The organism is Alkalihalobacillus sp. MEB130, from assembly GCF_032335535.1.
In the GTDB taxonomy this organism is placed as follows: Bacteria; Bacillota; Bacilli; order Bacillales; family Bacillaceae_D; genus Halalkalibacter.
The window spans coordinates 20885-39328 of record NZ_JAOANA010000018.1; the positions used below are offsets into that span (position 1 = coordinate 20885).

The 18444-nt window shown below is 38.9% G+C and carries 19 protein-coding genes; 6 read left to right on the forward strand and 13 right to left on the reverse strand.

Annotated elements, in window-relative coordinates:
* Nucleotides 1-30: 30 nt before the first annotated feature.
* Both N0O92_RS17015 and N0O92_RS17020 read right to left on the reverse strand, forming a co-directional pair.
* Entirely contained in the window at nt 31-1692 is a 1662-nt protein-coding gene (locus N0O92_RS17015) for a glycoside hydrolase family 13 protein (RefSeq protein WP_315615860.1), read from the reverse strand.
* 20 nt (nt 1693-1712) lie between these two features.
* Nucleotides 1713-2375: an NAD-dependent epimerase/dehydratase family protein gene (locus tag N0O92_RS17020; protein ID WP_315615861.1), complete on the reverse strand. Its 663-nt coding sequence runs from the start codon at nt 2373-2375 to the stop codon at nt 1713-1715.
* Nucleotides 2376-2461: 86 nt separating this feature from the next.
* Between N0O92_RS17020 and N0O92_RS17025 the strand changes: the two genes are divergently transcribed.
* On the forward strand, nt 2462-4024 hold the full coding sequence (locus N0O92_RS17025; protein WP_315615862.1) for an FAD-dependent oxidoreductase: 1563 nt from the start codon (nt 2462-2464) through the stop codon (nt 4022-4024).
* Nucleotides 4025-4086: 62 nt separating this feature from the next.
* On the opposite strand, the gene N0O92_RS17030 is transcribed toward N0O92_RS17025, so the two are convergent.
* The 6 genes from N0O92_RS17030 to N0O92_RS17055 form a co-directional block, all read right to left on the reverse strand.
* Nucleotides 4087-4467: a VOC family protein gene (locus tag N0O92_RS17030; RefSeq protein WP_315615863.1), complete on the reverse strand. Its 381-nt coding sequence runs from the start codon at nt 4465-4467 to the stop codon at nt 4087-4089.
* Nucleotides 4468-4501: 34 nt separating this feature from the next.
* A complete protein-coding gene (locus N0O92_RS17035) occupies nt 4502-6691 on the reverse strand; it encodes a DNA topoisomerase III (protein WP_315615864.1) in 2190 nt (729 codons plus the stop codon).
* Nucleotides 6692-6771: 80 nt separating this feature from the next.
* Complete coding sequence (locus N0O92_RS17040; protein ID WP_315615865.1) at nt 6772-7599, reverse strand: glycosyltransferase family 2 protein; 828 nt, start codon at nt 7597-7599, stop codon at nt 6772-6774.
* A gap of 143 nt (nt 7600-7742) precedes the next feature.
* Nucleotides 7743-8933 (reverse strand): class I SAM-dependent rRNA methyltransferase, encoded by a 1191-nt coding sequence (locus N0O92_RS17045; RefSeq protein WP_396334541.1) that lies wholly within the window; start codon nt 8931-8933, stop codon nt 7743-7745.
* Nucleotides 8934-9210: 277 nt separating this feature from the next.
* Entirely contained in the window at nt 9211-10884 is a 1674-nt protein-coding gene (locus tag N0O92_RS17050) for a putative bifunctional diguanylate cyclase/phosphodiesterase (RefSeq protein ID WP_315615867.1), read from the reverse strand.
* Between the two features lie 430 nt (nt 10885-11314).
* On the reverse strand, nt 11315-12214 hold the full coding sequence (locus tag N0O92_RS17055) for an SDR family oxidoreductase (RefSeq protein WP_315615868.1): 900 nt from the start codon (nt 12212-12214) through the stop codon (nt 11315-11317).
* 170 nt (nt 12215-12384) lie between these two features.
* Between N0O92_RS17055 and N0O92_RS17060 the strand changes: the two genes are divergently transcribed.
* From N0O92_RS17060 to N0O92_RS17075, 4 genes are all read left to right on the forward strand, one after another.
* Nucleotides 12385-12690 (forward strand): DUF3817 domain-containing protein, encoded by a 306-nt coding sequence (locus tag N0O92_RS17060; RefSeq protein ID WP_315615869.1) that lies wholly within the window; start codon nt 12385-12387, stop codon nt 12688-12690.
* Nucleotides 12691-12896: 206 nt separating this feature from the next.
* Complete coding sequence (locus N0O92_RS17065) at nt 12897-13028, forward strand: anti-repressor SinI family protein (RefSeq protein WP_315615870.1); 132 nt, start codon at nt 12897-12899, stop codon at nt 13026-13028.
* A gap of 362 nt (nt 13029-13390) precedes the next feature.
* A complete protein-coding gene (locus N0O92_RS17070) occupies nt 13391-13525 on the forward strand; it encodes an anti-repressor SinI family protein (RefSeq protein ID WP_315615871.1) in 135 nt (44 codons plus the stop codon).
* 69 nt (nt 13526-13594) lie between these two features.
* Entirely contained in the window at nt 13595-13921 is a 327-nt protein-coding gene (locus tag N0O92_RS17075; RefSeq protein ID WP_315615872.1) for a helix-turn-helix domain-containing protein, read from the forward strand.
* Nucleotides 13922-13999: 78 nt separating this feature from the next.
* Here N0O92_RS17075 and N0O92_RS17080 read toward each other — a convergent pair whose 3' ends face one another.
* From N0O92_RS17080 to N0O92_RS17100, 5 genes are all read right to left on the reverse strand, one after another.
* Nucleotides 14000-14215, reverse strand: a complete 216-nt coding sequence (locus tag N0O92_RS17080) for a helix-turn-helix domain-containing protein (protein ID WP_315615873.1) — start codon at nt 14213-14215, stop codon at nt 14000-14002.
* 2 nt (nt 14216-14217) lie between these two features.
* Nucleotides 14218-14598 (reverse strand): hypothetical protein, encoded by a 381-nt coding sequence (locus N0O92_RS17085; protein WP_315615874.1) that lies wholly within the window; start codon nt 14596-14598, stop codon nt 14218-14220.
* Nucleotides 14599-14764: 166 nt separating this feature from the next.
* Nucleotides 14765-15433 carry a response regulator gene (locus tag N0O92_RS17090; protein ID WP_315615875.1) on the reverse strand — a complete coding sequence of 223 codons (669 nt, stop codon included), beginning with the start codon at nt 15431-15433 and terminating at the stop codon, nt 14765-14767.
* A gap of 71 nt (nt 15434-15504) precedes the next feature.
* Nucleotides 15505-16095, reverse strand: coding sequence for a DNA-3-methyladenine glycosylase (locus N0O92_RS17095; RefSeq protein WP_315615876.1), 591 nt, complete (start codon nt 16093-16095; stop codon nt 15505-15507).
* Between the two features lie 333 nt (nt 16096-16428).
* Nucleotides 16429-16971 (reverse strand): GbsR/MarR family transcriptional regulator, encoded by a 543-nt coding sequence (locus N0O92_RS17100; RefSeq protein WP_315615877.1) that lies wholly within the window; start codon nt 16969-16971, stop codon nt 16429-16431.
* Nucleotides 16972-17211: 240 nt separating this feature from the next.
* Here N0O92_RS17100 and proV point away from each other — a divergent pair, with 240 nt between their 5' ends.
* On the forward strand, nt 17212-18444 hold the full coding sequence (proV, locus tag N0O92_RS17105; protein WP_315615878.1) for a glycine betaine/L-proline ABC transporter ATP-binding protein ProV: 1233 nt from the start codon (nt 17212-17214) through the stop codon (nt 18442-18444).

An 18444-nucleotide genomic window follows, 5' to 3' on the forward strand; every position in this document is an offset into this window, starting at 1 on the left:
GGTCTGACCCCCCGCTAGTTCCCTCACTAGCTAGTTTATTCGATATACTCTTGCTTCATACGCGTTGAGCTTTGTTTTGGACCTGCCTTTTCCTCCACTTACTAGGAGAAGTTCTGCTTGATCAGCTTCTGTTAATAACGGGAGCTCAAATGTCGTTTTGCTGTCGAACATATTGACGATAATTAAGAATTGTTCATGATCAAGCGTGCGTGTATAGGCATAGACTTGGTCATGGTCATCTAAAACCAAATCATATGCTCCATATATAAGAGCTTCATGCGACTTTCTTAATTTGATCATCGATTTATAATGAGACAGAATTGATCCTTTTTCTTTTTGCTGCCTCTCGACATTAATTCTTTTGTAATTCGGATTCACACCTAACCATGTCTGTTCTGCAGATGAGAAACCAGCTTGTTTTTTTCGATTCCATTGCATAGGTGTTCTTGAATTATCACGCCCTTGCTGCCAGACAACATTCATCACGTCTTCATGACTGTTGCCCTGTTCCATCTGAATCCGATAATAATTTTTCATACTAACATCATCGTATTCATCAATAGTATCGAATCGAACGTTCGTCATGCCAATTTCTTGTCCTTGATAAATAAAGGGAGTACCTTGCATAAAGAAAAACATCGTCGCTAACGCCTTGGCACTTTCCTTCCAATAATCATGATCATCTCCCCATGTAGAAACACTTCGCGGTTGGTCGTGATTTTCTAGAAACATCGCATTCCATCCTCGTCCTTCTAACCCTTTTTGCCACTTTGTTAACGTCTCTTTTAAAGCAGGTAAATCAAGATGTCCTCCCGTTTCTTTGCCCCACAAACTAAGATGCTCAAATTGAAACACCATATTAAAAGCACCATTTTCTTCCCCAACCCATAAATCGGACTGATCGACACTCACACCGTTTGCTTCTCCGACGGTCATCACATCATATTGTTCCAGGGTTTCATGTTTCATCTCTTGAAGAAAATCATGGATTCCTTCACGATTCATATGCCCTTCAAACGAAGGAACAACATCTAGCCCATACGGATTGGGCAAATCAGGAAGGCCCTCTATTTTCTTTATATGGGAAATGGCATCAACTCTAAATCCATCGACCCCTTTGTCCATCCACCAGTTCATCATGTTATAAAGAGCATGACGAACGTCTTTGTTTTCCCAGTTCAAATCTGGTTGTTTCGTTGAAAAGAGATGCATATAATATTGCTCTGTCAACTCATCATATTCCCAGGCTGGTCCACTAAAAATGGATTCCCAATTATTAGGCTCACTTCCATCCGGCTTTGGGTCACGCCAAATATACCAGTCTCGTTTCGGGTTATCTCGTGAGGACCTTGACTCAACAAACCATGGATGTTCATCTGACGTATGATTAATAACTAAATCAATAATCAGTTTCATCCCTCGATGATGAACTTCTCTTAGCAATTGATCAAAGTCATCCATTGTCCCGAATTCATCCATAATATCTTGATAATCACTAATGTCATAGCCATTATCGTCATTAGGTGATCTGTACATCGGACAAATCCATATAACATCGATGCCTAAATCGCGAACATAATCCAGCTTCTGAATAACACCTTGAAGATCGCCAATCCCGTCTCCGTTGGAATCCATGAAACTCCTTGGATAAATTTGATACGCAACTGCTTCTTTCCACCATTTTCGGTTCATCCTGTCACCCCTCTGTGATTTTATTTGCTCATGTTCATGATTTCATTCGACTCATACACGTTAATGTCACGCTTTGAAGGAGTGAGTGCTGCATGAATCATTGCCTCAGCTACGGTCTCACCAGAAATAGCTCCATATTTGGCCCACTTTCCCCGTAAGATAGGCTTCGCTAGTTTCGCCCCCCATTCTCCCATCTTCTCTCCTACTCGTATTTCACTCCTTTGACCGAGTAATAAAGATGGACGAAAAATATGTATGTGGGAATAGGCTAGTTTCATGACTTCTTTTTCCATCTCTCCTTTTACTCGACTATAAAAAAAGGAGGAACGGCTGCTTGCCCCAATTGAAGAAATAACTAAAAATTGGGTAGCACCCTTGGCTAGCGCTTCCTTTGCAAATTGCAGCGGGAACTCATAATCCACTTGTTTGAATGCTTCTTTCGTTTTTGCCTTTTTCATCGTTGTCCCTATGCAACAAAATACATCGTCAACAACCGGGAAATCGTCTGAACTTACGTGCTCGAATAGGCGTACGTGTACGATGATCTTTTCATCGTGATACTCTACTTCTTTTCGAACAAACACATAAATTCGTTTGTATTCATTTCGTTCTATTAGCTTTGATACAAGAGAACGCCCAATTAACCCCGTTGCCCCAATAACTAGTGCTGTTTTTTGATTCATGTTCATACCTCCTAAAAACCCCCATACATGAAACTCCCTCAAATGGAGATAATATGAAAGGAAATTCCAATATCGGAGGGATACATATGTCAGATGAATATACTTTATCCGATTCTTCCATGCCTAATCAACCAGAACCTTACTGGCGCGACTCTGTTGATCTACCTTCCTTTCCTTCTCTTGAAAAAGATGAAGAAGTGGATGTTGCCATTGTAGGCGGAGGAATATCGGGGCTAACAACAGCTTATCTTCTTTCAAGAGAAGGAGTAAAAGTTGGATTACTAGAAGCGGATGTTTTATTAAACGGAACAACAGGTCACACCACAGCAAAAATAACAGCGCAACATGGTGCCATTTACAACGAATTTATTTCGCATTTAGGCGAAGAAAAAACTCGACTTTATTATGAAGCAGCAAAGGACGCCCTCCAATTTATTCAAAATCTCGTTAATGAAGAACAAATTGATTGTGATTTTTCAAATGAAGATGCTTATTTATATACAACCATGAATCGTGGCGTAAAAAAGTTAGAAAAGGAAAACGATGCATATCAAAAGCTTGGCATTGAAGGCGGGTTAGTTGACTCCATACCATTAAACCTCCCTGTTAAATCTGCTCTCGTCATGAAAAACCAAGCTCAGTTTCACCCATTAAAATATCTTTCTTTTCTCGTAAACAAGATTAAAGAAAATGGCGGAAAGATTTTTGAGAATACGGTAGCCGTCGATATTAAGCAACAACCGAAACCTGTCATCATGACCAGAAACGGTCCAAAGCTAAAGGCAAATAACGTAGTCGTTGCGTCTCACTTTCCTTTTTATGATGGCGGAGGACTTTACTTCTCACGTATGTATGTAGAACGTTCGTATGTATTAGCTGCAAAGGTGAAAGGTGAATGTCCTGATGGGATGTACTTAAGTGTAGATTCTCCTTCTCGTTCGCTACGTTACACGATGAGAGATGGGGAGAAACTTGCGATTATCGGTGGCGAAGAGCACAAAACGGGTCAAGGTGTGAATACGCAGTATCATTATGAAGCACTTGAGCAGTATGGGATGGAGCTATTTTCTGACATCGACATTCAGTATCGCTGGTCCGCACAAGATATGGTCACGTTAGATAAACTGCCCTACATCGGGAAGATCTCTAGAACTCATCCGAATATCTTCGTTGCAACCGGTTATCGCAAATGGGGCATGACTAACGGAACGATGGCAGGACTTCTATTAAGCGACTTAATTTTGAAGCGCAAAAACCGATACGAAGTGCTTTACAGACCTTCTCGTTTCATTGCCGATCCAAGTGTAAAGAAATTTATCACTCATAACGCCGATGTAGCCAAGCAACTACTTCAAGGAAAGTTTGACAAAAGCGAACTTCACCCTGATGATGTCAAGAACGATGAATCTGCCGTTGTAACCGTAAACGGCAAACGCGCAGGCGCCTATCGAGACAAAGAAGGACACTTACACGTAGTCGACACTACGTGTACGCACATGGGATGCGAAGTTCATTGGAACCACGGAGACCGCACATGGGATTGTCCATGCCACGGATCACGTTACTCCTATGAAGGAGACGTCATCGAAGGCCCTGCCAAAAAACCACTAACCAAAATCGAGGGGTCAGACCCCTCTTTATCACAGTAAAGCAAAAAGAACCAGCCCGTGCCTTGTGCACTTAGCTGGTTCTTCGTTTTGTCTTGTCTTATTTACTTTGGTTGTTCCACGTGTAACTCGATAATATGTCCATCAGGATCGCAACAGAAAATTTGAGCAAAGCCACTTTTGCTATGTGGTTTTTCAACAATTGTCACTTCATGTTTCCTCAACCATTCCACCGTCTTGTCATAATCGTCCACACGTAAGGCAAAATGAAGACCTCTTGAGCTAATTACTTGCTTAGCCTCAAGTGGCAACGTTTTATCGAGAATAAGGTGAAGCTGTCCCTCCCCTATTTGATACCACGCACCTTCAAAGTCAAAGGCAGGACGGTTGGTTTCTTTTAGTCCAAGAACCTCTCCATAAAACCATTTTGACCTCTTCAAATCAGCTACCGGTAAACTTACATGATGAAGAAACTCTGCTTTCATGTCGCATTCCCCCATTGAAAATATCTATATTCAACTACTTATCTAAGTTCAACTTCGCCAAAGCATCCGCTAACGCATTGTTCGAAAACTCTTCTTGTTTGTTTTGCTTTTTCATATAATTGTTCACTTCACGTTTTGATACTTTCTTGTTTTGATTATTTTTTCTACGTTCTTGGAACGTCGAAAGCTTTTCACGATGGCCACAAGCACATGCAAATGTTTGCCCTTCTCCTTCTCCCCAAAGCTCTAACTTCTTCTTACATTTCGGACAGCGGGCATTCGTCGTTTTTGAAATGTTTTTCTTATAGCCGCATGCCGGGTCCTGACAAACCCGTCTTTTTCCATGCTTAGATTTCACTTCAAGAAGCATTTTTCCGCAATCAGGACAAGGGCTCCCGGTTACATTATCATGTTTAAATTTCTTCTCACTTTGCTTAATCTCACGTACAATTTCGGTTGCATATTGCTTCATATCGGCAACAAATACAGACTTTTCAAGCTTGCCTTTTGCAATTTGTTCTAGTTTTTGCTCCCACTCAGCCGTCAATGCCGGTGATTGCAATTCAGCAGGTACGAGCTCAAGCAACTGCTTTCCTTTGCCAGTCACATGCAAATATTTATCGCGTTTTTCAACCAGGTGGGTATTTAATAGCTTTTCAATAATATCCGCACGCGTGGCTACCGTTCCAATTCCACCTGTCTTACCCAATGTTTGCGCTAATTCTTTGTTATGATTTTCTAAGTACGCAGTCGGCTTCTCCATCGCCGAAAGCAATGTGCCTTCGGTTAGTCTCTCTGGTGGTTTCGTTTGCCCTGAGAAGACATCGATATTTCGAATCGCCATCTGATTCCCTTTTTCAAGCTTCGGTAAGGTGTTGTCACCATCTTCCTCTTCAGAAAAAGAGGCATCTTCGTTATACACCACTTTCCATCCTGCACTAGTCATTCTCTTCCCTTTTGCTGTGAATTGTTCTGAACTAACAGTTGCGCTAACCGTTGTTTGTTCAAATTCATGTACGGGGAAAAAGGCAGCTAAAAAGCGACGAACAATTAAGCGGTATAATTTTGCCTCTTTGTCACTCAGTGCATTCGGTCCAGGAGATTGCTCTGTTGGAATAATCGCATGATGATCAGACACTTGTTGATCATTAATACACGCTAAACTTTTGTCTATCTTAACCCCTTTTAACTGAGAAACGAGCTTTCGAAACGGCTGAACATCACACGCCTTTATGCGATCGGCTAACGTGTCAACCATATCCGATGACAAGTAACTCGAATCGGTTCTCGGATACGTAATTACTTTGTGCTGCTCATACAACCTCTGAATCGTCGACAGAGTTTCCTTAGCTGAATACCCGTACCTTTTATTAGCTTCACGTTGTAATTCCGTTAAATCATAAAGCTTTGGAGCAGGTACTTTTTTGGTTGATGCTTGAATATCGGTTACCGTAACTTGTTTATTTTCAAGTGATTCCCGGATGGTCTCTGCTTGTTTTTCATCAAAAATTCGACGTTCTTTTGTTTTTGAATCAACCCAGTGCAATGTCATCTCGTTTTCTGTTTTAATCGATATTTGCTTAAAAGGAACAGGCTTAAACGTTTGAATATCTTTCTCCCTTTTCGCAATCATCGCAAGTGTTGGTGTTTGAACTCGTCCACATGATAGCTGAGCATTAAATTTCGTCGTTAATGCTCTCGTTCCATTCATCCCCACATACCAATCCGCTTCTGAACGAGCAACGGCTGAATGATAGAGGCCTTCAAATTCTTTCGCACTCTTTAACTTTCCGAATCCTTCTTTAATGGCCCGGTCCGTAACAGAGGAAATCCACAATCTCTTTAACGGCTTATCAACATGGGCTTTTTCAAGAATCCACCTTGCTACTAACTCTCCTTCTCGTCCAGCATCGGTTGCAATGATGACATCCTTGACATCTTTCCGTTGAAGCTGCGCTTTTACAGCGTGAAATTGTTTGCTTGTTTGCTTCATAACAACCAATTGCAAACGCTTTGGAAGCATCGGCAAATCTTCCAAATTCCACGTTTTGTATTTCTCACCATAACTCTCAGGCTCCGCTAATGTCACTAAATGACCCAATGCCCACGTGACAATATATTTATCTCCTTCTAAAAAACCATTTCCTTTTTTTCCACAGTTTAGAACTCTGGCTATATCACGAGCAACAGATGGCTTTTCTGCTAAGACAACTGACTTTTGCATCGAAACATCCTTTCCACTTTCTGATTCTTACATGATAGCATCGAAAAACAAAAAAAGATATGACACCTCCCTGTCATATCTCATTGCCCTACTAGCTTCGTCTTCCACCTTGAATGGACTCCAACTCCATCCCAAATTCGTTCACTTTTTGCTTCGCGTCTTTTCATATCTGGCTCTTCCAATAGCAAATAAAAATTCTTAGTAGGCAAAAAGCCGAGTTGGTGTTTTCTCGATAATCTATCTAAATGAATGCGCATACTATCCATTTTTTTCGATTCATTCTCACTTGATTCAGAAAAGTTATAAATGACACTTGCAACAGGTAAACGTTTCACGTGAAACATTTCTGTTACTCGCAAGTAAAAATCCCAATCCCAATAGTGCTTCATCTCTTTATCAAAATATCCTATTTTTTCATGAATTGCTTTACGGTAGAGGCAACCCGAAGGAACAAAAGTCGAGAAAACCTTCATATCGACTGCGTTATCATGATAAGCAAAAAGTCTCCGTCCAACCGGAACCCTTCTATTTTCTTCTATTATATAGTCAACAATTTCTACATCCGAATGAACAAGATCAACCTTTTCCACAGCATGAATCATTCTTTGTATATGCGTGGGTACAATCCAATCATCGTCATCGATTAGCATCACAAACTCCCCTCTTGCATGCTCAACACCTGTATTACGGGCATGAACATGTAGCTCATTTGTAGGCAAATCTATTACCTTACATGGAAGCTCAGGATAAAGCTGCACGACCTCATCAACCGATTGCCCAGCATCATTTACAATGATCACTTCAAAATCTTGAAATGTTTGCTGGCACAAAGACTCAAGCAGTTCTGCTAATTCTAGTAACCGATTATAGGTTGGGATAATAATAGAAACGATTGGACATGTATTCAACTGTTCACCACCTTATTTTGTTTTAGTAATGTTATAGCATAACTGTAAAATGTTGTATAGAACGTAATGAGTTTTTTCTATTTTTATACAAAAGAGGACATTCCCTGAAGGTATGATTTGACCTTGTAGGAATGTCCCTTTTGTTATTTTACTTTAACAAAGACTACCTTCAAATAATCCCCTTCTCGATAAGACTTTGATGTTCGAAAGTCATCAGGTAAAGAATACTCTTCTACAATTTCATAAGAAGACTTCTCCTTTTTGAAAGCATCCTTGATAAAACCATGAAACTTCTCCATTGAAAATGTACTGCAGTTCGTCGAAGCGACAATGACGCCATTCTTTCTCGTAATAGCGATCGCTTCTTGAAGCAACCCTGTATAGTCTTTTGCTGCACTAAATGTATGTTTTTTAGAACGCGCAAAACTTGGAGGATCTAAGATCACCACATCAAACGATTTTTCCTTCTTCTTAGCAAACTTAAAATATTGAAATACATCCATAACGATAATGTCCTGCGCTTCATAATCAATGCTGTTAACACTAAATTGTTCGATTGTCTTTGCTAGACTTCGTTTTGCTAAATCTACACTCGTCGTATGCTTTGCCCCCCCAAGTGCGGCTGCAACAGAAAATGCACCCGTATACGAAAACGTGTTAAGAACATTTTTCCCTTTTGCATATGTATCTCGTATTTTTTTACGTACATCACGTTGATCAAGGAACACCCCTACCATCGGGCCATCATTTAAATAAATAGCAACATTCATCCCGTTTTCTTTCACAAGCAACGGGAACTCACCACGCTCTCCCATAACAAAATCGTCATCTTCTACATATTGACCTTTCCCAGCAAAACGTTTTTTCTCATAGACACCTTTAAATGAAACAACTTCCTTTAACGCTTCATATATATCACGTCGAAAGTGATAGATTCCTTCGCTATACCATGTGCAAACATAATAACCATCATAATAATCAATTGTTAAGCCACCCACTCCATCGCCTTCTCCGTTAAAAACACGAAACGTAGTTGTTTCCGCGTCTTGGTAGAAAGACCTTCTTCGATTGATGGCCGCTTGTAGACGATTCACAAAAAAGAGTCGATCAATTGACTCCGATTGATTATTCGTCAATATCCACCCTATGCCTTTATTTTGTTTTCCATAATACCCTTTTCCAATAAAAACTCCTGCCTCATCTGTAACGGATAAAATGGACCCTTCTTCCATTTCTATATTCGTTAAAACGGCTGCTTTTTCAATTAATGGAAATCCTTTTTTCATTTTCTCAGCTGTTTGCTTTTTCACCTTAATCGTTGTTACATCTGCCACACTTATCATCCATTCTTCCTTGAATTTCAACCGTTACGTTGAACCTTTTTCCATCATGGTCACTTTTCATCAAATCATTTCACCTTATTTAGAAAACGTTACACTAAAAAACGAACCTAGGCAAACCCAAAACCACTGAGAAATTTCTCGAAAGCAACTCAGAAGCCGCAACGGTCTCACACTTTTCACACCTGCTAATTAGAACGCGCTCATTGCTAGAAGGACACTGAGCAAGTGAAAAATCAACCTTTTTCAGTACCCTCCAGAAACCCCTGGGTCAGTTTTCAGTTTTAAGTAAATTCCATTGTTCCTTTGCTTGCTTTGCTACTTTTCCCATCACTTCATTTGGTACCGGCTTTCCAAATAAGTACCCTTGTAGTTCATCACAAGATGCCCGTAACAACATTAGAGCCTGCTCCTTTGTTTCTACTCCTTCTGCTGTTACCTTTACTCCTAATTTTTTTGCTAAAGTTAAAATCGACGTAATAATGTGAAATTCTTTAGTGCCGCACTGTAAATTTTGAACGAACGCTTTATCTATTTTAATTTTATCCACTGGTAACAATCGTAAGTAATTAAACGAGGCATGTCTCATTCCAAAATCATCAATCGCCACTTTAAAGCCAGATCTCCTTAACGACCTTAGTTTTTCAATTAACACTTGCTCATCTTCTAACAACGTATGCTCTGTTAACTCTAATTCGATTAAACTCGGATCAATATGAAAATTCATGCACGTTGTTAACAGCATCTTTTCTAATTCTTTCGATTCAAATGTTTTTGTTGACAAATTAATAGAAACTCGGATTGCTTCTTCTTTTTGTTTAGACATGTGTTCACAAACCTTTTCAATGACCCACGCATCAATTTCCTGAATGAACCCACTTTCTTCAGCAGCAATAATAAAAGCATCTGGAGGTACAGGACCTAGTTTTGAACTAAACCAGCGAAGTAACGCCTCATAATGAATAGTTCCTGTACAAGTATTTATAATTGGTTGGAAATACACAACAAACTCGTTATTTTTAATCGCATTTTTCAATTCACGCTCTATACTAGGTTTTGCTTTCATCATTTCCGTTTGTCGGTTTAAATCAAACACTTTAATGGAATTTCCCTTTTCTTGTTTCGCTTGGAGCATAGCATGATAGGCTTCATTTATTACATGACCTTCAGAATGAACTCCTATTTCAGGCGTCGTCACCCCAATTGATGTCTCCATCGTTACTTCACAGTCATTTACATAAAAAGGGGTAGAAATGGTTTGTTGCACCTCTTTTAGCCAAGCAATTGTATCTTGTTGCACGGGGCATACCCAAATGAGTTCATCACCTATGACACGAGCTAATTCCACATCTTGTTCTGGTAGTGCATGTAAAATTCGTTTAGCCAGTTCGGAAATGACGATACTTTGGTCAAACTCTTTTGGATAAGGACCTTGATTGGAAGCTTGTCCAAGCTTGATATAACAGACAACGACCGGATTCTGTATCCTTTGTAACTTTTCTTTTAATTTATGAACAAACACCTGATAACTTGGTAAGCCGGTCACGATATCAACAATGGATTCTTGAGGAGATATGATCCTTTCTGTGTAACTAATAAAATAACGTAACTCCCCTTTTTCCTGGATAACAGGAATAATTACTAGCTTGGCAATCTCTTCAACTAATTTCATATTTAATTTATCTTGCACAACAACGGGATTTCTTGTTCGCCATGCTTGATCATATAAATTTCCTAAATGAGCAGATATGTAATCCGGATATACATCTTTCAATGTCTTTCCAACAAAGTTCTCATCAAGGGAGGCCAGCTCTTTCGCCTCAGAACTTATGTAACGATAAATAAATTGGCCATTTTCCCGTTCCATTAAAAAGACCACTCCGTACATATGTTCAAATGTTCGTACCATACTCATTATCGGAACGACACTTTTGTTAGTTACCAATACGAAACCCTCCCTTCTACTATTTGCTGCATTTTTTAAAAACTTGAAAGACTGTTCATTATTCCTATTTTATTTGAACTTTATGAAAAAAGAAAACCAGCGGTGGCTTCGCTCACCGCTTCGGCTAAGTCCCAAAAGGAAGGGCACCTTCTTCCCCTGTTACGTGCGAACATGGGCGGTGGCTCCGCTCGTCGTGCGCCTTTTTGAGAAGTTCGCTCAAAATGGCTTAAACCATTACGACGGCTTCGCTCACCGCTTCGGCTAGTTCCAAAAGGAAGGGCACCTTCTTCCCCTGTTACGTGCGAACACGGGCGGTGGCTCCGCTCGTCGTGCGCCTTTTTGAGAAGTTCACTCAAAATGGCTTAAACCATTACGACGGCTTCGCTCACCGCTTCGGCTAGTTCCCCAAAGGAAGGGCACCTTTGGGGAACTAGCCTCCTAAATACATTCCTCCGTTTACGTGGAGGATTTGGCCGGTTACGTAGGTGGAGTCGTTTGAGGCTAAATAGACGAAGCTTGGTGCGCATTCAAATGGTTGGCCTGCGCGTTTCATCGGTGTGTCGGTTCCAAATATTTTCACTTCTTCTTTTGGAAATGTTGCTGGGATAAGTGGTGTCCAGATCGGGCCAGGAGCGACAGCATTTACCCTTATTCCTTTATCGGCTAATGAAAGAGCTAACGACCGTGTAAACGTAGTAATGGCCCCTTTCGTTGCCGAATAATCAATTAAGGTTTCATGTCCTTTGAAAGAAGTAACAGATGTATTATTAATAATGGAATCCCCTGCTTGCAAATATGGAAGTACGGCTTTTGACATAAAGAAAAATGGATAGACATTCGTTTCAAAAGTCGTCATTAGTTGTTCTTTTGTTATGTCTAAAATGGACTTTTGAACAAATTGAACAGCATGATTATTAATCAAAATGTCAATTCTGTTAAACTTGTCAATCGTTTGCTTCACCACTTCCGTTGAAGCTGCTTCTTCTCGTAAATCAATTGCAATTGATAAGCAATCTCGACCAATCTCCTCTATACGCCGTTTTGTTGCCTCCGCATCTTTATGTTCATTTAAATAGATCATCACAATATCTGCGCCTTCTTTAGCAAAAGCAATGGCTGTCGCTCGACCAATCCCGCTGTCTCCCCCTGTAATAATAGCTACTTTATCTTGTAACTTTCCCGATCCTACATAGTGAGGATTTTCTGCGATAGGATTAGGAATCATTGGGTACTCCAACCCGGGTTGTTGTTCTTGCTCTTGAGGTGGAAAAGTAATCGGTTGCTCTTCGCATTTCGTTTCTTTATCATAATAAGGATATACTGGATACAAGTTAAAAAACCCCCTCATCCATTTTTGCCATAGCCATATAGCCTATTCAATCAGAAGTCTTAACGTGTTTGTTTTATCGTCAAGAAATCACAACCCATATGTAACTAAGACTTGCTATAATAAAAGTTATATGTGAAAGTACACAAGCCTTTTAACGGGAGATGATCTTCATGAGTTCTATACTTAAACTCTTTCGAACTGTTAGTTACATTGAAGGACTTTCTTTTATCCTTCTTCTCGGGATTGCTATGCCATTGAAGTATATGTTTGATATGCCTATGATGGTCACTGTTACTGGATGGATTCACGGTATTTTATTTATGCTATATTTTGTCGTATTAGCGATTGTTATGTTTACAGAAAGATGGACATTTAAAAAAGGGATTTTAGCCTCCATTGCTTCTGTTATTCCATTTGGCCCATTTATTTTTGACGCAAAGCTGATAAAAGAACAACCTATGACAAAAAGCTTCTAAACAAAGAGGAATCTCAGGAGGAATGACCCTTCTAGAGGCTCCTTTTTTTTACATATATATAAGAAAAGATAAAAAGATACATAATTCTCCCAAAACCCCTTTATTAAATGAGTCATTCGTATTATACTCAAGTTAGTTCTTTAAAAAGAACAAAACTGATTCGTTTGTACTTAATATAGTTCTAGTTACAGAAGGGGTTGAAGGATGTGAACAAGCAATCAGATCTATTAGACGAAGAATGGGTAAAATTGCTTCAAGAAGCGAAAGATCTCGGTTTTACATGTGACGAAGTGAAAGACTATTTGCAAACGCACATAGATCATACCAAATTAGAATAGCCCAAATTTTCATCTTCTTTCCAAACTAAATCTATTACTTTTTATGACTATTACGTAATAAAACCGGTACTTTTAGACTAGTCTTATTCTATTTGTGTACTGTAGATTTTAGGCATGTTTTGGCGAAATTCATCGTCCTCTGTAACGAATGGAATGGATCAAAAGCTGTATCCTTTGTACAACAAGCTTTCAGAATTTTTCAATAAATGAACTTACCTATTCATGGTTTATGACTTTCAACATGACTGAAGTAACTAATGAAAAACACTTTATCCATGTAATATAGAGAAAAGGTTCTTAGTATCGAACATGTCAATCTTCTACTTGCCTTAACGGAACTAATATGAGAGGGGTTTGAATGGATGAATTCGAAAGAGGTTATCATTCTTGATAAAGAATGGGTTCAGTTAGTAAAAGAGGCCCAAACGATCGGTTTATCATTAGAGGAAGTAAGAGCTTTTTTACACCAACAAGAGGGAAAACTAGTCAAAAAGTAGTTCTATTTACAGAACACACTCTGCGCTGTTATAATTATACTATTACATAGGCAGAGAGGAAAGATACGTATGATTGGTGAACGCGTCAAAAAGTATCGTCTTGAAAAGGGTTATTCGTTATCCGAATTAGCAGAAAAAGCTGGAGTAGCTAAATCTTACTTGAGCTCTATCGAGAGAAACATCCAATCAAACCCTTCTATTCAATTCTTAGAAAAAGTCTCCTTTGTACTAGGGGTTACAGTAGAACATCTATTAAATGAAGATCAAAAAAGCGACGACGTTTCATTAGACAGTGCTTGGGTCGAATTAGTAAGAGAAGCGATGGATTCTGGCATTACAAAAGAGCAATTTAAAGAATATTTAGAGTTCAATAAATGGAGAAATACACAAAAATAGAACAACATAGGTGACTTTATTTTAGCTTTCTCATGCTATTACGTGTTGTAGGCCTACATAAATAGAGTCACCTTAGGACTATTTTTTTGAAATTTCGTTTACAGACTCTATTAGCTCTAAAAATTCAATCCCCAGTGCAACTGATATTTTCTCCAATACAGCGATGCTAGGATTTTTTTGCATACCTCTTTCAATATAACTAATATACGATTTGGACACTCCTGATAAAGTAGCTAGTTGATTTAAGGTCATTCCTCTTTCTTCCCTTAATAACCTTATATTCTTTCCATTCATCCTCATATCTCCTTGTTTGCTTTATTTGCATTTTTGTTTCCTCCCCCCAACACGGTTTGAAGTTCAGAAAAGTACGTAATTGCGCTTGGCTCATTCTCCATAATGTAGTCAAATTGATAATGATGACTGTTACTATGTACATTGCTAACAGACTTCAAGATGAGTCCAAAAAGTTGAATTTCATTATCTGATATTTTTGTGTCTATTTGGTAAATGACAGACTCTGACAAGGGGAACTTTAACTGACTTACAAACACAATTGACTTTGTCTTAATTTCTAAAAGGACAATGGTAGACAGTTTGGAATTTACAATGTTTCCGTTTACTTGGTGAATAGAAATCTTTCCTAACAATGGCTGCTCATAAATAATAGAGTTTTTCATTGCTTCCTCCTACTCGTTGTTCTCCAATAAGAACATTATACTCTTATATATCGATAAGGTAAATAGTTTTGTTCTTTATAGAGAATATTAATTGTCTAAAATCCCCCTTTTAACACAAAAAAACTGACTTGGTTTTCTCCAACTCAGCTACAACGTAACGCTTCCTTTATGGCTGTAATTTACTTAAATAAATAATCGCTTTTGATCGATCTTTTACTCCTAATTTACTATAAATCTCACTTATATAATTTTTGACTGTACCTTCACTAATAAATAGCTTCTCTGCTATTTTTTTGTTTGCTAATCCTTTTGCTAGTAGATTCGCTACTTCTCGTTCTCTTTCTGAGAAACGGATTCCGTCTTTTTTTAATAGTTCGACAATGCGGTTCGTTTCATGTGACATATTGTATTCAGAAAGAAGGGCCGCAACCCTTTTTCCAATCACTTGAGGAAAAATCATTAAATCATGTAAAACGACTTCCCGTATTGACACAATTAATTGGTCATAGTTCATATCTTTCAGTAGAAATCCATCTGCTCCGTTTGCTAATGAATCAATCACATATTGATCTTCTGAAAATGTCGTTAAAATAAGGACCTTCACTTTAGGAAGTTTCTTCTTTAGCTCAGTTAAACTAGCTATCCCTCCTAATACTGGCATTTGTACATCCATTAATATCATATCTGGTTGAAACGTAACAGCCTTCTCTACAGCTTCCAACCCGTTTTCAGCTGTCGCAACGACATGCATATCTTCTTCTAAATCAATGATCGTTTTGATCCCTTCTCTCATCAACGTTTGGTCATCTACTATTAAAACCTTGATTTCATCCATAACAAGCCTCCCTATATATAGTAGAAGATACAAACTCAAACAACTGTATGTAAAGTTATTTCATAACAACTTTACTTCCTTGAAACAAAACGGTTACCAGATAACCAAAAACGCCATGGATACTCTCTCGCTTCTCCACTATTATCGATCCCTATTCTAGGTCCACTTTCAATCTGAGAAGGAGTGAATCCTTCAACAATATATAAAGGAGGTTCATAGCAAGGAAGTCCATAATCGAGGTTTGTAATCCCAAGAGCTTTTGTTAACTTTCCAGGACCATTACTTAATTCTACTTCTTTCTTATCTTTTCCTCTTCTAGAATACATTAAATTGATTCCTTCAACAGGCTCAATGGCACGAATTAATACCGCCTCTGGCTTTTCCAATTCTCCACTTACGATATTAACTAAGCAGTGCGTGTGCATCACATACGTATAAATATACCCAGGCGGTCCAAACATCACTTCCGTTCGCTTCGTCCTACGATTACCAAAACTATGAGCCGCGCGATCTTCAGGTCCTTTATATGCCTCTGTTTCCACAATCCATCCTGAAGCAATCCCCTCATCCGTCTCTTTTATGATCTTCTTCCCTATTAGAGCTTGTGCCAATTCAAGAGTTGGTTGTTGAAAAAACTCAGGCTTCAGTCGCTCATCACCCACTCGATTCACCTCACTACTAATTTTCTTTTTTACAAACCTAGGCTACAGAAAAAGCGTCCCACTTTTTCTGTAGCCTTTTATTGTTTAGCTGGCTTAAACGTATGATCGATCACTATCATGAAATTTTAAGCGGACAGACGGTTCGCTATTTTCCAATTTAACACCTTTTGAAGCTCTATCCGGACCCTACGTTCGCTATTTCGATAAAATCGTGTCAAAATACGTGCGATCTTACTAAATAGAGGATCGCCTGTCCACTTCAAAGACGGAATGATCATTTTTGTGACAGATAGCGTATTCTCTGTCCACTTCATTTCCTTATACGTATTTTAGCTACTCTTTATCTTTCCCTTTTGGAATGAATTTGAAAATTTCCTTCGTTTCAATGCTATCGATCAATCGGTTAATCCAATGATAATATTCTAGCGCATGCTCTAACTTCTCTTTATCAATGCGTGCTTCGGCTTTCAATTCTTCAGAAGTAGTTTGATCTTCAATTAGCTCATTAATTTCATCTAACGACTTTCGAAGAGAACTTATATTTAATGATACACCCATTCTCCATTTCACCGAAAACAAATCAGAGAACGTTTCGTACCAATCATCTATCGATTGATATAAGTCTTTGCGCACCCCTTTTTTCCATACCTTTTCCACCATTTTCAGCTCTTGTAATTGCCTGACAGATGTACTCATGCTTGTTTTGCTCATGCCAAGTTCATCCTTCATACAATCTAACGTCATCGGTGTTTCACTAAAATAAAGCAACCCATATAACCGACCTACAGATGGAGTAATTCCATAAAGGTTCATATTCTGCGCCATTGAATCAATAAAACGAGCCCTCGCCCGTTCTAGTTGTTCTTTCTCACCCATTCCATCACTTCCCCGTGACTGTTCTTTTTTTATATAGACTACCATATTGAATTCAAAAGTTGAAATTGGCAATTGCTAGGTAATTGGAGGATTAGAGAGCAATTGTAAGAATACGCTTCGGATAGTTCGTACAGTTTTAACTGTACGAACTTAACGTGGTGTTTTTGACCTATTATGCCCTTTGTGTAATGAGTTCATCCATTTATATAATTAAGAGGTGCTTAAGGAAGAGGTGGAAAAATGAATGAGAAAACAGTAAAAATAAACGTGGATAACGTAACGAAAATCTTCGGTAAAAATGTGAAACAGGCATTGAACCAACTCCAGACTGGAAAATCCAAAACGGAAATTCTGAAAAATACGGGTTGTACAGTTGGAGTCAACCAAGCAAGTTTCCAAGTTCATTCTGGTGAGATTTTTGTCATTATGGGACTTTCCGGAAGTGGTAAGTCAACACTTGTCCGTTTGTTAAACCGACTCATTGACCCGACAAGTGGAAAAGTAGAAATTGATGGCGAAGATGTTGTCAAAATGTCAAGTGAGCAACTTCGTGAAGTAAGACGAAAAAAAATCAGTATGGTTTTTCAAAAGTTTGCTTTGTTTCCTCACTACACGGTTCTTGAAAACACGGAATATGGATTAGAAATTCAAGGTGTACCAAAAGAAGAACGAAACAAGAAAGCACTCGAATCTCTTGAACTAGTTGGCTTAAAAGGCTATGAAGATCAATACCCAAGCCAATTAAGTGGAGGAATGCAACAACGTGTGGGTCTTGCTCGTGCCTTAGCGAACAATCCCGATATTCTTCTGATGGATGAAGCATTTAGTGCGCTAGATCCACTTATTCGAAAAGATATGCAAGATGAGCTACTTGATCTACAATCTTCCGTCGAAAAAACGATCGTGTTCATTACTCATGATCTAGATGAAGCTTTACGAATTGGTGACCGAATTGCGTTAATGAAAGATGGAAATATCGTTCAAATTGGAACACCTGAAGAAATTTTAATGAACCCATCGAATCAATATGTTGAAAAATTCGTAGAAGATGTAGATTTATCAAAAGTTCTTACTGCTGAACATGTGATGAAGCGAGCGGAAGCCATTCAAGTAGAGAAAGGCCCTCTCGTTGCCTTAAAGCTAATGAAGGAATTAGGGATCTCCTCTATCTATGTTGTTGACAAACAGAAGAAATTACTTGGTGCTATCTCAGCTAGTGAAGCAAAACAAGCAGCAGATGGCAACCAAACACTAGCAGACGCCATGACAACCGACGTTACAACGGTAAAACCGGAGACATTCTTAACTGATTTATTCGAAAAAGTTTCTCATGCAACGGTGCCTGTTGCCGTCACGGATGATAACAAGCGCCTGAAAGGCGTCCTTGTCAAAGGTGCTGTTATTGGCGCTCTTGCAGGAGACGAAGAATATATTAATAGCTTAACAATGAATTCTGCTAGGGAGGTGAAGTAA

Excerpts from the sequence above, each read along its gene's own strand:
- N0O92_RS17015 (WP_315615860.1), bottom strand. The coding sequence starts at position 1,692 with ATGAACCGAAAATGGTGGAAAGAAGCAGTTGCGTATCAAATTTATCCA.
- N0O92_RS17020 (WP_315615861.1), bottom strand. The coding sequence starts at position 2,375 with ATGAATCAAAAAACAGCACTAGTTATTGGGGCAACGGGGTTAATTGGG.
- N0O92_RS17025 (WP_315615862.1), top strand. The coding sequence starts at position 2,462 with ATGTCAGATGAATATACTTTATCCGATTCTTCCATGCCTAATCAACCA.
- N0O92_RS17030 (WP_315615863.1), bottom strand. The coding sequence starts at position 4,467 with ATGAAAGCAGAGTTTCTTCATCATGTAAGTTTACCGGTAGCTGATTTG.
- N0O92_RS17035 (WP_315615864.1), bottom strand. The coding sequence starts at position 6,691 with ATGCAAAAGTCAGTTGTCTTAGCAGAAAAGCCATCTGTTGCTCGTGAT.
- N0O92_RS17060 (WP_315615869.1), top strand. The coding sequence starts at position 12,385 with ATGAGTTCTATACTTAAACTCTTTCGAACTGTTAGTTACATTGAAGGA.
- N0O92_RS17070 (WP_315615871.1), top strand. The coding sequence starts at position 13,391 with ATGAATTCGAAAGAGGTTATCATTCTTGATAAAGAATGGGTTCAGTTA.
- N0O92_RS17075 (WP_315615872.1), top strand. The coding sequence starts at position 13,595 with ATGATTGGTGAACGCGTCAAAAAGTATCGTCTTGAAAAGGGTTATTCG.
- N0O92_RS17080 (WP_315615873.1), bottom strand. The coding sequence starts at position 14,215 with ATGAATGGAAAGAATATAAGGTTATTAAGGGAAGAAAGAGGAATGACC.
- N0O92_RS17085 (WP_315615874.1), bottom strand. The coding sequence starts at position 14,598 with ATGAAAAACTCTATTATTTATGAGCAGCCATTGTTAGGAAAGATTTCT.
- N0O92_RS17090 (WP_315615875.1), bottom strand. The coding sequence starts at position 15,433 with ATGGATGAAATCAAGGTTTTAATAGTAGATGACCAAACGTTGATGAGA.
- N0O92_RS17100 (WP_315615877.1), bottom strand. The coding sequence starts at position 16,971 with ATGGGTGAGAAAGAACAACTAGAACGGGCGAGGGCTCGTTTTATTGAT.
- proV (WP_315615878.1), top strand. The coding sequence starts at position 17,212 with ATGAATGAGAAAACAGTAAAAATAAACGTGGATAACGTAACGAAAATC.